We start from the raw sequence: 13,491 nt of genomic DNA on the forward strand, positions 1-13,491 counted from the left end.
CATGAAGATTTATTTCTTTGCGAAAACCCTCGGTTTCGATGTTGTCGCCTCTGCGAACGAGGCCCCGCCAGAAGGCGCGGCTGAAATCAGCCAGGCTGAATATGCCGAACTCTTTGCCGGGCAGGGCGTGGGCAAGAGGATTGTGGCCAATGACAACGGTGCGCCCATTCTTGTCGACCCTGCCGGTCCCTCGCCTGAACAATTGATTTCAATTGAACGCGCCTGGCGTGACTCGGAGTTGCTCAAGAGCGACGGGCTGGTCGCCCGGCACCGCGATGAACTGGAGTCGCAAACCGCCACCACCTTGTCCGATGCCGATTACAACGCCTTGCAAGCCTATCGCTGTGATTTGCGCAGTTGGCCAAAGTCTCGAAAGTTTCCTGCCGTCACAGATCGCCCCGTGCTGCGAATGACTTCCGGCACTACAGGAGCGACGGTGAAAAGAAAGAGGGTGAGAAAGCCGGTGCAGATGACCGAGTCCGTTTGAGTTTGTCGACTCTGTATTGGGCTTTGTCGAATGCTGAAGTTTTTTATGTTTAATTTGTATGAGGGCTAGACAGTGGACTACCCAAAGAGTGTACCTAGTGCCGGTTTGGTAAACGGAAAGTTTGTCGATGAAAACCCGATCGCTGGAACGCCAGGGTCTCTAATCCCAGCGAGTTGGGGGAATGCGGTCACTCAAGAGATTGTTAATGCAATCGATGCGGCAGGAATGTCTCCTGTAGAGGATCAGAACAATCAGCTAACACTGGCTATCAAAGAGCTTGCCAAGCTGGATCCGTTGCAAGCATTTCCGGTTCAGGTCTATCGAAAGAATCATGTGATTAATGGGAACTTCGATATTTGGCAGCGGGGGGGCGCTAACCAGGGGACCAATGTTGGAGGATATGTTGCAGATCGGTTTCGTTGTGACTGGAATGGCAATGCTGGAGTCAATATTTCGCGTCAGAGCTTTACTTTAGGACAAACAGAAGTTCCCAATGAGCCACGATTTTTTCTACGTTGGCAGCAAGTCACGGCCGGTGCTGGGGCAAATACACATAAGATTTCACAGTATGTTGAGTCTGTTAGAACCCTGGCCGGAAAGCTGGCAACTGTGACTTTCTGGGCAAAAGCGGATGCGGAGAGAAACATAACGGTGACGGTGACTCAGTCTTTTGGCGGTGGTTCGGAGTCTGTGGTCACGACTGTGGGGACGTTCAAGTTAACCAGTACATGGGCGCGTTATACAGCGACTGTGAAGATTCCAACGATTGCAGGCAAAGTCCTGGGCGGCGCGGAGAACGACTCTCTTAGGTTGGCCTTCGATTTGCCGTTGAATGTCTTGCAAACAATCGACCTGGCGCAAATTCAACTTGAAGAAGGCGCAGTTTCAACGCCTTTTGAGTTTAGAACTCCCGCCGATGAGTTGATACTGTGTCAACGTTATTACGAGAAAACACTCAGGCAGGACATTCAGCCAGGCGATACATCAAGCTCTATTACGGGGGCTCTCATATCAATCGTCATCGAGGGACAGGTGGGCTCGGCTTCCCAACCCTTGGCACAGTGGTCTTTCAAGGTAGAAAAAAGAACGACTCCCAGTATTACCCTGTACAGGACCTCGCAGACCGGAACTGTTGGTCAGTGGCGCTCTGGCACCGATGCAGTTTCGTCCGGCAATGCGCGTCCCTATTCAGTCTCTACCCGAGGAGCCTGGGTGTACAACTCGGATGTGGCAGTGGCACCTCAGACCTATTACATCCACGCAACGGCTGATGCCGAACTATAGGGGGGAAACCATATGAGTTATCAACTGACTGCTAATGGGGTCTATCGCCTTGCCGATTCAGTTTTTATTCCAGAAGACTTGGCCAATCGCGATTGGGCTGCCTACTTGCAATGGCTGAGTTATGGCGGAGAGCCACAACCGATCACGATCAATACTGAGTCGGATGGGGCTGAGCGTGTCTGGCGTGATTCGCAGCTGCTACAAACCGATGGCATCGTCGCAAGGCATCGCGATGAGCTGGAGGCTGGGATCGATACAACGATATCAATTGCTGACTATGAGAACTTACAAGCCTACCGCCGGGATTTGCGTAGCTGGCCGGAGTCCTCGAGTTTTCCTTCTATTGTCGCAAGACCGTCCCTCAGCATCGGTTTGATTTCTGCTCTTGCTGTATCGACTGCAGGCGCTTCTGCGCGGAAAGCCGAGGCGATTGAAAGGGCATGGCGCAGCAAGATGCTGGAGTCCACTCAGTGGCTGGTTATTCGTGATAACGAAGAAATGGACATGGGCGAAGGTACGACGCTGAGTGCCGAGCAGTTCAAGGAGCTGCTGGCCTATCGACAGGGGTTGCGGGATTGGCCTTCGGCCGCCGATTTTCCGAACGCCGAGTATCGGCCTGTCGAGCCAGGTTGGCTTGAACCTGTTCTGCAGGAGCATAAATGACCCTGTTTGTTCTGAACGTCCTCGATGCAGAGGAGGTAGAGTGAAATGCCTGTTACCCTTGAAATGATTCAACGCATCATGCCCAACGCCCGCTCCCAAGCGGGCGTTTTTGTTTCTGCGCTTAACACCGCCATGCTGAACCGCCATATCAACACGCCCAAACGCATGGCTGCCTTCCTCGCGCAGGTCGGTCATGAGTCGGGGCAGTTGCGTTATGTGCGGGAGCTGGGCAATGACCAGTACCTGAGCAAATACGACACCGGCAGCCTGGCGGCCCGTCTGGGCAATACCCCGGAGGCCGATGGCGACGGCCAGAAATACCGTGGCCGCGGTCTGATCCAGGTCACCGGTCGCGACAATTACCGGCAATGCAGCCTCGGGCTGTTCGGTGACGAGCGTTTGCTGGCGTTGCCGCAATTGCTGGAACAGCCACAGTGGGCCGCTGAGTCGGCCGCCTGGTTCTGGCAGCAGAACGGTCTTAACGAACTGGCCGACCGCGACCAGTTCAACAGCATCACCCGGCGTATCAACGGCGGCCTGAACGGGCTGGAGGACCGCCTGCAACTCTGGGCGCGGGCGCGGGAGGTGTTATGCCAGCCTTCGGCCTGATGCCCCTGTCTTCCCGGGCAATGGCTGTCGTCGTGCTGCTGGCCGTGGTGGCCGGCGTCGCGGGGACGCTGGCCTGGCAGGTTCAGGAGTGGCGTTTTGGCCGGCAACTGGCGGAGCAGGCCAGGCTGCACGGCGAAGCGCTGAATCAGTTGAACCTGGCGGCCGCTGCCCGGCAGCGGGACGAGCAGGATAAACGCCTGGCCCTGGAGCAACAGCTGCAAGCCAGCGACCAAACCCATTACCGAGCCTTGAACGATGCACAACGTGATCAAGGTCGCCTGCGCGACCGTCTTGCCACTGCTGATCTGCGCCTGTCAGTCCTCCTCGCCGCCGATGACAGCGCCGGCGGCTGCCCGGTGCCTGCCACCCCCGCCACCGGCGGCGTGGTTCATGGAGCCCCGCGAGCCCGACTTGACCCGGCGCATGCTCAACGAATTATCGGCATCACCGATGCCGGCGACCAGGGACTGATCGCCCTGCAGGCGTGCCAGGCCTACGTCAGGGCGTTGAACCGCTAAACATTTTGATCCGCTCCGTGCCTTGCAAGCGCGTATCGCTCGTGTACGGTAAGACCTCCGCCAACCCGATCAGGAGAGGACCGTGAACGAAATCACCCAGCTTGCCGCTGAACTTGGCAGGCGCCTGCAGATTCTGAATACCCACGTCACCACCGCCGAATCCTGCACCGGTGGCGGGATTGCCGAGGCCATCACCCGCATTCCCGGGAGTTCGGCCTGGTTCGAAGCGGGTTATGTGACCTACTCCAATCGGCAGAAGACCCAACAGCTAGGGGTGCCGGAAGCGCTGTTCGCTTCCGTCGGCGCGGTCAGCCGCGAGGTGGTCGAGGCGATGGTGCGGGGCGCGCAGGGCAAAAGCAGGGCGCGTTTTGCCGTGGCGGTCAGCGGCGTGGCCGGCCCGGACGGCGGTTCGTCACAGAAGCCGGTGGGCACCGTATGGCTGGCCTGGGGCGTGGGAGAGGCGGTAACGGCCGAGTGCCGACACTTTGCCGGGAATCGGGACGACGTCCGCCGACAAACGGTGAGGGCCGCGCTAGAGGGCTTGCTGCAACATGCCGCGGCAGAAATCTCAAAACAGGGGTAGGCGATCCACGAACGCTGTGGAATAATACTGGCTACTTATACAGGTGTTGGCCGTCAGGCCTTATTGATTACGTGAGGACTTTAATGGACGACAACAAGAAGAAAGCCTTGGCTGCGGCCCTGGGTCAGATCGAACGTCAATTCGGCAAGGGTGCCGTAATGCGTATGGGCGATCACGACCGCCAGGCGATCCCGGCCATTTCCACTGGCTCTCTGGGTCTGGACATCGCACTCGGCATCGGCGGCCTGCCAAAGGGCCGTATTGTTGAAATCTACGGTCCGGAATCGTCCGGTAAAACCACCCTGACCCTGTCCGTGATTGCCCAGGCACAGAAGATGGGCGCCACTTGCGCCTTCGTCGACGCCGAGCACGCACTGGACCCGGAATATGCCGGCAAGCTGGGGGTCAACGTTGACGACCTGCTGGTTTCCCAGCCGGACACCGGTGAACAGGCGCTGGAAATCACCGACATGCTGGTGCGCTCCAATGCCATCGACGTGATCGTGATCGACTCCGTGGCGGCACTGGTGCCCAAGGCCGAGATCGAAGGCGAGATGGGTGACATGCACGTGGGCCTGCAGGCTCGCCTGATGTCCCAGGCGCTGCGCAAGATCACCGGCAACATCAAGAACGCCAACTGCCTGGTGATCTTCATCAACCAGATCCGTATGAAAATCGGCGTGATGTTCGGCAGCCCGGAAACCACCACCGGTGGTAACGCGCTGAAGTTCTACGCTTCGGTTCGTCTGGATATCCGTCGTACTGGTGCGGTGAAGGAAGGTGACGAAGTCGTCGGTAGCGAAACCCGGGTCAAGATCGTCAAGAACAAGGTGGCTCCACCGTTCCGCCAGGCTGAATTCCAGATCCTGTACGGCAAGGGTATCTACCTGAACGGCGAGATCATCGATCTGGGCGTGCTGCACGGTTTCCTCGAGAAGTCCGGTGCCTGGTACAGCTACCAGGGCAACAAGATCGGTCAGGGCAAGGCCAACTCGGCCAAGTTCCTGCAGGACAACCCGGAAATCGGTAACGCCCTCGAGAAGCAGATTCGCGACAAGCTGCTGGCTCCGACCGCTGATGTCAAAGCTTCGCCGGTCAACGAGACCATCGATGACATGGCCGACGCGGATATCTGATCGATCCGATGACCGCCGTACTCGATACCCTCGTCGCGGTGCGGCGAACCGCAATGGACCTGCTCGCGCGACGCGAGCACGGTCGAGTCGAGCTGACGCGTAAACTGCGTCAGCGCGGCGCCTCTCCCGAGATGATCGAAACAGCCCTTGACCGTTTGACGGAAGAGGGGCTGCTATCCGAATCCCGCTACCTCGAAAGTTTCGTTTCCTATCGTGCCCGTTCCGGCTACGGCCCCATGCGTATTCGCGAAGAACTCAGCCAGCGCGGTTTGCAGCGTGCCGATATCGAACTCGCCTTGCGTGAGAGCGGCATCGACTGGCAAGCACAACTGGAGGATGTCTGGCGGCGCAAGTTTGCCGGGCATTTCCCGATAGATGCCAAGGAGCGTGCCAAACAAGGCCGCTTTCTGGGGTATCGGGGATATTCGATGGACATGATCGGCCGCTTGTTGAGCGGCCGAAGGGTGGGCGATTGACCTGTAGGGCCCGCGAGTCGAATGCGCGGGCCGCTGCTTCTCCGCTCAAGTGACCTTGATCGGTTCTCTATTGCGTTGTGGCGTCCTGGCCTGATTCATCGCCCAGTTTTCCGGCAGGTTGATGAAGTCGATCAGTTCGCGCAGGCGACCATTGTCGCGGGCGTTGAAGGTGAACGACAGGCGTGCCAGATGGCTGAACTCCGGTTCGTTGTGCTCCTCGACATTGTAGGCATGTTGATGGAAGCGATCGCTCAGGCACAGGTCGGCGAAAGCCGTCTGCATCTGCTCGAGCGCCGGTTCGCTGAGCTTGTGATTCATGCGAATGACAAACTGATGTTTCAGCCAGCGACTGGAGTGGAAGTTGCTGTAGAACTGGTTGATTTCTTCGACCGCCTCCTCGGTGTTGTGCGCCAGGCGCATCAGCTTCATGTCGGTTGGCAGGATGTAGCGGTTGTTCTCGAGCTGGTTGTGGATAAAGTCCAGCGCCCCTTGCCAGAAGGTTCCTCCCGGGACATCCAGCAGCACCACCGGTACCAACGGGCTCTTGCCGGTCTGGATCAGGGTCAGTACTTCCAGCGCCTCATCAAGCGTGCCAAAGCCACCCGGGCATAACACCAGGGCATCGGCTTCCTTGACGAAGAACAGCTTGCGGGTAAAGAAGAAGTGGAAGGACAGCAGGTTCTCCGTGCCGTCCACCGTCGGGTTGGCATGCTGCTCGAAGGGCAGGGTGATATTGAACCCCAGGCTGTGATCGCGACCCGCACCTTCGTGGGCCGCGGCCATGATGCCGCCTCCGGCGCCGGTGATGACCATCAGGTCGGAGCGGGCCAGGGCTGCACCGAGTTCTCGCGCCAGGCCATACAGCGGGTGTTCGATCGGGGTGCGCGCGGAGCCGAATACCGTCACCTTGCGTCGGCCCTTGAACTGCTCCAGCACGCGAAAAGCATGTTCCAGTTCGCGCAGGGCCTGCAGGGTGATTTTCGCGTTCCAGCGGTTGAGATCGTCCTGGGCCATGCGCAGGACGGTGAGAATCATGTCGCGATAAAGAGGAATGTTGGGGCTGTTGGGGGCGATCAGGTTGAGTTGTTCTTCGACCTTGCTGAGGTCGATACCGTTGCTCTGAAAATGACGACTGAGGAGGTCATTCGGTTCGTAAGGCATTCAACTTCTCCTTCTGCACAGAACCTTTGACACGAACGAAGCATTCGTTGGTATCACGACACTGCATGTGTCGCTGTCAGCCCGGCTTTGGCGGCTGATTCGCCAGGGTGGAAAAACCCTGACGTGGCCAGCGGGCCATCCATACAGGTTCTGCTATTCCTTGATTTAGAAAGCATGTGCACTGCAAGACGCGCTTGGGCGGCCTCCGGATCCACCCAGGAAAATTCAGCATGAACACTTTGAAATCTAGACCTTCATGATGATTCGCGCTGACTTGATCATGGGCCTTGAAAGTCGGGGCTGGCAATCACTTATTAGCGGTGACGTGCGGCGTTTTCACCGCCTGTCTGAACGCATGCCGACCGGTGGAGGCTCTGATTTACTAAGTTACAGCGCTAGCAAGACAGCTTGGCGTCAAAGGGCAGGATGCACAGGTCGGGGTTGTCGCGCAGGTAATGGCGAGTGGGGCACGGAGGCTGGTCATGCACAAAGTCGTACTGGAAATAGATGCGCAACTGTATCAACTGCTGAAGTCAGCGGCAGACGCCAATCATCTGACTCTTGAAGAGGAATGCCGACGCCGGCTTGAAGGTGGGGAGCGCCGTTCGAGCTATTTGCAGGCCCTGTTGGCGGAGCTGCGGGCCGATGATCAACAGCGGCACGCAGCGGGGCACTGAATTACTTTTTCTTCTTCGTCGGGGCCGGGCAGTCCGACTCCTGGAAGCGTGCCGAGGCGACCGGGCGGTTGGTGCGGTTCTCGGTGAATTCGTAGCGCATGATCGCGCCCTTGGCCATCAGCTTGCGGTAGTTCGGGTCACGACAAACGCTGGCACCCAGTTGCAGGTAGACCGCCTTGGGGTTGGCGCGCATTTTTTCCGCGTGTTCGGCCTGGACGCTGAGGTGGTTGATCAGCTCCTTGCCTTCGACGGTATAACCCTGGTCGAGGATGTTCTCGTTGACTTCCCGAGGCGTGCCGACGTTACTTTCCTCGGCGGTTTTCTGCAGAGTCTTGTTCAGTTCGAAGTCTTGCAGCGATGCAGCCTGGGCACTGAACGGCAAGGCCAGCAGAAGGGCGGCGGTGGGAACGATAAAGCGCAACATGAAACTCTCCTGGTTCAGTGACTGATGCTTCGACCAGCCACGCGACTGTGCGTTCAGTGGCGGCGAATTATAGGGGAGCGAGGGTAGGCGGTACAGGTTTGAGCAGAGAGCTCTGATAAACTTGTGCGAATTTTCAGCTTTCCGAGTTCTTTTCGTGTCGATTCCTTCTTTCTGCCAGGGCGGCTTCTAATGAGTCATGCCGTATCCCGCCTGCGTGCTCAACGTCTTGCGCGTGCCGTCAGGCCTTTTACCGCCCGGGGTTCCCGGGCGGAGCGCTGTGCGGGCTGTCGGGTGATTCCCAGCCACTGCATGTGCGCCTGGCGCCCCAAGGTTTCCGCGCAGTCGGCGATGTGCCTGATCATGCATGACGTCGAACCCATGAAACCGAGCAATACCGGTTGGCTGATCGCCGATGTCATAGAAGACACCATGGCGTTCCCCTGGTCGCGAACAGAAGTCGACCCACAATTGCTGGCCTTGCTGGCCGATCCCCAGTGGCAGCCTTATGTGGTGTTCCCCGGAGAGTTCGTCGCGCCACAGCGGGTGGTGAGCGAAGTCCGCCTGGAGGCGGGCAAGCGCCCGTTGTTTATCCTGCTGGATGCGACCTGGAGCGAAGCGCGCAAGATGTTTCGCAAAAGCCCTTATCTTGAGCATTTGCCGGTATTGAGCCTGGAGCCCGAGCAGTTGTCGCGCTACAAGCTGCGGCGTTCCAAGCGCGATGACCATTTCTGTACCGCGGAGGTTGCGGCGCTGTGCCTGGAGTTGGCCGCGGACCGGCAGGCCGGCGAAGTGCTGGATGCTTATCTGGATGTGTTCAGCACCCATTATCTGTCGGCCAAGTTCCAGCTTGAGATCGATCCCGATGATGAGACGCACACGCGCCTCAAGCCTTTTCTGTAAGACCTGAGGCAAGGGACTGGAATTTTTTCGGCCAGAGCTGCGCCACCAGCATCCCGCTCAGCATCGAGGCGCAGCCGCGCGGGCGTGGCTTTGCATGATGGCACTGTTATTAGTTAGCAAGCTAAGATGCCGCACAGCCCGAAGCTTGACCACCCTGGCTTCGCTGGGCATGCTTGGCGCCGATTAGGGCGCGACCGATCTTTGAAACGCCGCATTTCCGGGCTCTTGGCGTTGATCGTGCTCTTTGGGTGCAGCATTCTGGCTGACACCTGTGTTGCTTTGGCGAGGACCGAATGCATCGGTGCTCCCATAAAAAACAGGATCATTTGAAAAATGGCCACATACGAAATCCTGATTGCCGATGACCACCCCCTCTTTCGTAGCGCACTGCATCAAGCGGTGACCCTGGGCCTCGGCCCGGATGTCCGTCTGGTGGAAGTGGCGAGCATTGCCGAACTGGAAGCCCGCCTGACCGAAAAGGCCGATTGGGACCTGGTGCTGCTGGACCTGAACATGCCTGGTGCTTACGGTTTTTCCGGTCTGGTGCTGTTGCGCGGTCAGTACCCGCAGATTCCGGTGGTGATGGTGTCGGCACAGGAAGAAGCATCGGTGATGGTGCGTTCACGCGAATTTGGCGCCAGCGGTTTTATTCCCAAGTCCAGTTCTCTCGAAGTCATTCAACAAGCCGTGCGCAGTGTGCTCGACGGCGATGTCTGGTGGCCGCCACAGGCCTTCGAAGAGGTCAGCGTCTCCGCCGAGGCCAAGGCGGCCAGCGAAGGCCTGGCGAGCCTGACGCCACAACAGTTCCGTGTGCTGACCATGGTCTGCGAGGGGTTGCTGAACAAACAGATCGCTTATGAGCTGAGCGTTTCGGAAGCCACCATCAAGGCCCATGTGACGGCAATCTTTCGTAAGCTGGGGGTGCGGACCCGCACTCAGGCGGCGCTGCTCCTGCAACAACTTGAGTCAATTTCCAGCCAGTAACTGGCTCTTTCTTCACGCTTTTTTGACTTTTGTTGAACTAGCTTGCCCATTCCTTATTGTTCTAGTTGCCTATTTATGTCGCCTTTCAAAGGTCAAACCGGTCTTAAACGCATCCTCAATGCCTCGGGATACTCCTTCGATGGCCTGCGGGCCGCCTTCACCGGCGAAGCTGCGTTTCGTCAGCTGGTGCTGCTCAACGCGATTCTGATCCCCGTGTCTTTCCTGCTGAATGTCAGCCGGGTCGAGCGGGCGTTGCTGATTGCTGTCTGCTTGCTGGCGCTGATTGTCGAACTGCTCAATTCGGCGGTCGAGGCGGCGATCGACCGCATCTCCCTGGATCGCCATCCACTGTCGAAAAATGCCAAGGACATGGGCAGCGCCGCGCAACTCGTGGCCTTGAGCATGATTACCGTGGTCTGGGCCGTGATCCTTATCTAAGGAATGCTCGGCAGCACGATCTCGTCGCTGCGCTGCACCCCGGCGGTAAAGGCGCGGCAGAGTTCGAGGAATTCGCGCATCGCCGAGGTCTGATATTTCTGTTTGTGCCAGATGAAATAGAACTGCCGGGCCAGGTCCAGGTCCGGCGTCTCTACCGGCACCAGGCTGCCACGCCGGAAAGCGTCGCGCAGCGCCAGCCTGGAAATGCAGCCAATCCCCAACCCCGACTCCACCGCGCGCTTGATCGCTTCGGTGTGTTCCAGTTCGAGCCGGATATTCAGCGCGCTGCGATGATGACGCATGGCCTGGTCGAAGGTCAGGCGCGTGCCCGAGCCTTGTTCGCGCAGAATCCAGGCTTCGTGGGTCAGTTCCTCCATGCTCGCATGGCCGCGTTTGGCCAAGGGGTGCTGCGGGGCGCAGAACACCACCAGCTCATCCTCGACCCAGGTTTGCACTTCGATGTCCGGATGGCTGCAGTCGCCTTCGATTAGACCCAGGTCAATTTCGTAGTGGGCGACCTGTTGCACGATATGCGCAGTGTTCTGCACGTGCAGTTTGACCTGGCTCTCCGGGTGGACCTGCATGAAGCTGCCGATCAACAGGGTCGCCAGGTAGTTGCCGATGGTCAGGGTCGCGCCCACCGACAACGAGCCGAAGCCGGATTTGCCGTTGAGCAGGTCTTCGATTTCCTTGGCCTGGTCCAGCAACGCCACCGCCTGGGGCAGCAGCTGTTTGCCCAGGGCGTTGAGGCTCAGGCGCTTGCCGGCGCGATCGAACAACTGGCAACTGGATTGCCGTTCCAGTTCGGTGATTGAAGTGCTTGCCGCGGATTGGGAAAGGGCCAGCAGGCCGGCAGCACGAGAAACGCTCTCTTGCTGGGCGACGGCGACGAATACTTGCAGTTGACGGAGAGTAAATCGCATATCGATATAACCGATAACCCTTATCTTAATAATCCAGTTAACAGATATTGTCGCCGCCATTAGAATGCTGTGCAATTGCGCTCGGCTCGCTTGTCGCAGAGCAGGCGCCGACAACTTTCCAGGAGTCCCCCGTACATGAGCAACATGAACCACGAGCGTGTCCTCAGTGTTCATCACTGGAACGACACTCTGTTCAGCTTCAAGTGCACCCGTGATCCGGGCCTGCGCTTCGAGAACGGTCAGTTCGTGATGATCGGCCTGCAACAGCCCAACGGCCGCCCGCTTATGCGCGCTTACTCGATTGCCAGCCCGAACTGGGAAGAGCATCTCGAGTTCTTCAGCATCAAGGTTCCCGATGGTCCGCTGACTTCCCAGCTGCAGCATTTGAAGGAAGGCGACGAGATCATCATCAGCAAGAAGCCTACCGGTACCCTGGTACTGGACGATCTGAAGCCTGGCAAGCACCTGTACCTGCTCAGCACCGGCACCGGCCTGGCGCCGTTCATGAGCGTCATCCAGGATCCGGAAACCTACGAGCGTTTCGAGAAAGTGATCCTGTGCCACGGCGTGCGTTACGTCAACGAAGTCGCCTACCGTGAGTTCATCACCGAGCACCTGCCGCAGAACGAGTTCTTCGGCGAAGCGCTGCGTGAAAAACTGATCTACTACCCGACCGTGACCCGCGAGCCGTTCGAGAACGAAGGCCGCCTGACCGACCTGATGCGCAGCGGCAAGCTGTTCAGCGACATCGGCCTGCCGCCAATCAACCCGCAGGACGACCGCGCCATGCTGTGCGGCAGCCCGAGCATGCTCGACGAGACCAGCGAAGTGCTCAACAGCTTCGGCCTGACCGTTTCGCCACGCATGCGCGAGCCGGGTGACTACCTGATCGAGCGCGCCTTCGTCGAGAAGTAAGCGACTCGCAGCACAGAAAAAGCCCGCGTTGCCTGAGAAGGCAGCGCGGGCTTTTTCGTTTCCGGTTGCCGGTCAGCGTGCGGGGACCACTTCCAGTATCTGGATCAGGCCCGGCTGCGGGTAGTGCCAGCGCACGTCCAGATCCCAGAACTGCGCGCCGTATTCGCGTTCCGGGGTGGGCGTCTGGTAGGCCGGGCGTGGGTCCTGGGCCAAACATTGCTCGATCAGCTCCACCAGCGGCTCCTGCAGGCGTTGAGCGTGCGTATGAGCCTGTTGCAGGGCGTTGTCGCTCCACTGCACCGGTATCAACTGCGGCGCCGCGCTGGCGATGCTGTTGCTCGCGCTGTCGATGATGTCGGCGTAAGGCACGTAGGGCTTGATATCGAGAATCGGCGTGCCGTCCAGCAGGTCGATGCCGGAGATCCACAGGCGATTGGCCTCGACCTTGTCCAGCTTGACCACCGACTGGCCAATGCCGTTGGGCCGGTGGGTGGCGCGGGTGGCGAAGACGCCCATGGACTTGTTGCCGCCCAGGCGCGGCGGGCGGACCTTGAGCCGCGGTTTGTCTTCCAGCGCCTGGTGAAACAGGAACAGCAGCCAGATGTGGCTGACCTGTTCCAGGCCCTGCACCGCGTCGCCCTGGTCGAAGGGTGCCACCAGCTCCAGCACGCCACGGGCCGCCGGGGCCAGTTGCGGCTGGCGCGGGATGGCGAACTTTTCCTTGAAGCAGGAACGCACGAAGCCGATGGGGGAAACGCTGTAGGTCATTTTGCAAGCCTCAAGCTGCAAGCTACAAGCGACAAGCTTTGGACTTCAGCTTGCAGCTTGAGGCTTGCAGCTTATAGCTGCCTTACGCTCTGACGCGCAGGGTCAGGCCCTTGAGGAAGTTGCGCAGCAACTGGTCGCCGCACGGGCGGTAGTTGGTGTGGCCGAACTTGCGGAACAGCGCGCTCAGCTCTGGCTTGGACACCGGGAAGTCGGCGGCCTTGAGGATGGCGTGCATGTCGTCTTCCTTCAGCTCGAAGGCGACCCGCAGCTTCTTCAGGATGATGTTGTTGGTCACTGGCAGTTCGATCGGCAGCGGCGGACGGCTTTCGTCCTTGCCACGCTTGAAGATCACCAGTCCGTCGAGAAAGTGCGCCATGACCTCGTCCGGGCAATGCACGAAACCTTCTTCCTCGTCCTTTTTCAGGTAGCCGACTATGTCGTCCAGGCTCACGTCAAAGCCGGTGAGCTTGATGATCTCGACGACCTTCTTGTCGCTGATGTCGAGCATGTAGCGCACGCTGCGCAGTACATCGTTATGAATCATG

At 58.8% G+C, this 13,491-nt stretch carries 18 protein-coding genes; 13 read left to right on the forward strand and 5 right to left on the reverse strand.

Going from position 1 to position 13,491, the window contains the following annotated elements; genetic code table 11:
- The first annotated feature begins 1 nt into the window (after position 1).
- The 8 genes from AC3RCP_RS07340 (at position 2) to recX (ending at position 5,756) form a co-directional block, all read left to right on the forward strand.
- Positions 2–487, forward strand: a complete 486-nt coding sequence (locus AC3RCP_RS07340) for a tail fiber assembly protein (RefSeq protein WP_492569425.1) — start codon at positions 2–4, stop codon at positions 485–487.
- A 72-nt stretch (positions 488–559) separates the two neighbouring features.
- Positions 560–1,771: a carbohydrate-binding protein CenC gene (locus tag AC3RCP_RS07345; protein WP_492569427.1), complete on the forward strand. Its 1,212-nt coding sequence runs from the start codon at positions 560–562 to the stop codon at positions 1,769–1,771.
- A gap of 12 nt (positions 1,772–1,783) precedes the next feature.
- Positions 1,784–2,434: a phage tail assembly chaperone gene (locus tag AC3RCP_RS07350; RefSeq protein WP_492569429.1), complete on the forward strand. Its 651-nt coding sequence runs from the start codon at positions 1,784–1,786 to the stop codon at positions 2,432–2,434.
- A 45-nt stretch (positions 2,435–2,479) separates the two neighbouring features.
- Positions 2,480–3,043 carry a glycoside hydrolase family 19 protein gene (locus tag AC3RCP_RS07355; RefSeq protein ID WP_492569431.1) on the forward strand — a complete coding sequence of 188 codons (564 nt, stop codon included), beginning with the start codon at positions 2,480–2,482 and terminating at the stop codon, positions 3,041–3,043.
- Complete coding sequence (locus tag AC3RCP_RS07360; protein WP_101336996.1) at positions 3,025–3,561, forward strand: lysis system spanin subunit; 537 nt, start codon at positions 3,025–3,027, stop codon at positions 3,559–3,561. The genes AC3RCP_RS07355 and AC3RCP_RS07360 overlap by 19 nt, the downstream gene beginning before the upstream one ends.
- 82 nt (positions 3,562–3,643) lie before the next feature.
- Complete coding sequence (locus tag AC3RCP_RS07365) at positions 3,644–4,144, forward strand: CinA family protein (RefSeq protein WP_101336997.1); 501 nt, start codon at positions 3,644–3,646, stop codon at positions 4,142–4,144.
- An 83-nt stretch (positions 4,145–4,227) separates the two neighbouring features.
- Positions 4,228–5,280, forward strand: a complete 1,053-nt coding sequence (recA, locus tag AC3RCP_RS07370; protein WP_007923942.1) for a recombinase RecA — start codon at positions 4,228–4,230, stop codon at positions 5,278–5,280.
- A gap of 8 nt (positions 5,281–5,288) precedes the next feature.
- Entirely contained in the window at positions 5,289–5,756 is a 468-nt protein-coding gene (gene recX / locus AC3RCP_RS07375) for a recombination regulator RecX (protein ID WP_101336998.1), read from the forward strand.
- 45 nt (positions 5,757–5,801) lie between these two features.
- Here recX and AC3RCP_RS07380 read toward each other — a convergent pair whose 3' ends face one another.
- Entirely contained in the window at positions 5,802–6,917 is a 1,116-nt protein-coding gene (locus AC3RCP_RS07380) for an LOG family protein (RefSeq protein WP_007923940.1), read from the reverse strand.
- Positions 6,918–7,399: 482 nt separating this feature from the next.
- Between AC3RCP_RS07380 and AC3RCP_RS07385 the strand changes: the two genes are divergently transcribed.
- Positions 7,400–7,594 (forward strand): hypothetical protein, encoded by a 195-nt coding sequence (locus AC3RCP_RS07385; protein ID WP_007923939.1) that lies wholly within the window; start codon positions 7,400–7,402, stop codon positions 7,592–7,594.
- 1 nt (position 7,595) lies between these two features.
- Here the strand turns inward: AC3RCP_RS07385 and AC3RCP_RS07390 are convergent, their stop codons facing one another.
- On the reverse strand, positions 7,596–8,018 hold the full coding sequence (locus AC3RCP_RS07390; protein WP_009042441.1) for a PA3611 family quorum-sensing-regulated virulence factor: 423 nt from the start codon (positions 8,016–8,018) through the stop codon (positions 7,596–7,598).
- Positions 8,019–8,207: 189 nt separating this feature from the next.
- Between AC3RCP_RS07390 and AC3RCP_RS07395 the strand changes: the two genes are divergently transcribed.
- The 3 genes from AC3RCP_RS07395 (at position 8,208) to AC3RCP_RS07405 (ending at position 10,340) form a co-directional block, all read left to right on the forward strand.
- A complete protein-coding gene (locus tag AC3RCP_RS07395; RefSeq protein WP_009047329.1) occupies positions 8,208–8,918 on the forward strand; it encodes a tRNA-uridine aminocarboxypropyltransferase in 711 nt (236 codons plus the stop codon).
- A 333-nt stretch (positions 8,919–9,251) separates the two neighbouring features.
- Positions 9,252–9,902 (forward strand): response regulator transcription factor ErdR, encoded by a 651-nt coding sequence (gene erdR / locus AC3RCP_RS07400; protein ID WP_007923933.1) that lies wholly within the window; start codon positions 9,252–9,254, stop codon positions 9,900–9,902.
- A 75-nt stretch (positions 9,903–9,977) separates the two neighbouring features.
- On the forward strand, positions 9,978–10,340 hold the full coding sequence (locus AC3RCP_RS07405) for a diacylglycerol kinase (RefSeq protein WP_007923932.1): 363 nt from the start codon (positions 9,978–9,980) through the stop codon (positions 10,338–10,340).
- On the opposite strand, the gene AC3RCP_RS07410 is transcribed toward AC3RCP_RS07405, so the two are convergent.
- A complete protein-coding gene (locus AC3RCP_RS07410) occupies positions 10,337–11,263 on the reverse strand; it encodes a LysR family transcriptional regulator (protein ID WP_007923931.1) in 927 nt (308 codons plus the stop codon). The two genes, AC3RCP_RS07405 and AC3RCP_RS07410, sit on opposite strands and share 4 nt — an antisense overlap.
- Before the next feature lie 135 nt (positions 11,264–11,398).
- Here AC3RCP_RS07410 and fpr point away from each other — a divergent pair, with 135 nt between their 5' ends.
- On the forward strand, positions 11,399–12,178 hold the full coding sequence (gene fpr / locus AC3RCP_RS07415) for a ferredoxin-NADP reductase (protein WP_007923929.1): 780 nt from the start codon (positions 11,399–11,401) through the stop codon (positions 12,176–12,178).
- A gap of 72 nt (positions 12,179–12,250) precedes the next feature.
- On the opposite strand, the gene tsaA is transcribed toward fpr, so the two are convergent.
- Positions 12,251–12,946, reverse strand: a complete 696-nt coding sequence (tsaA, locus tag AC3RCP_RS07420) for a tRNA (N6-threonylcarbamoyladenosine(37)-N6)-methyltransferase TrmO (protein WP_492569437.1) — start codon at positions 12,944–12,946, stop codon at positions 12,251–12,253.
- An 82-nt stretch (positions 12,947–13,028) separates the two neighbouring features.
- Positions 13,029–13,490, reverse strand: coding sequence for a YehS family protein (locus AC3RCP_RS07425; RefSeq protein ID WP_007923927.1), 462 nt, complete (start codon positions 13,488–13,490; stop codon positions 13,029–13,031).
- Between the last annotated feature and the right edge of the window lies 1 nt (position 13,491).

The sequence above is a fragment of the Pseudomonas sp. GW822-FHT05A08 genome (assembly GCF_058800485.1).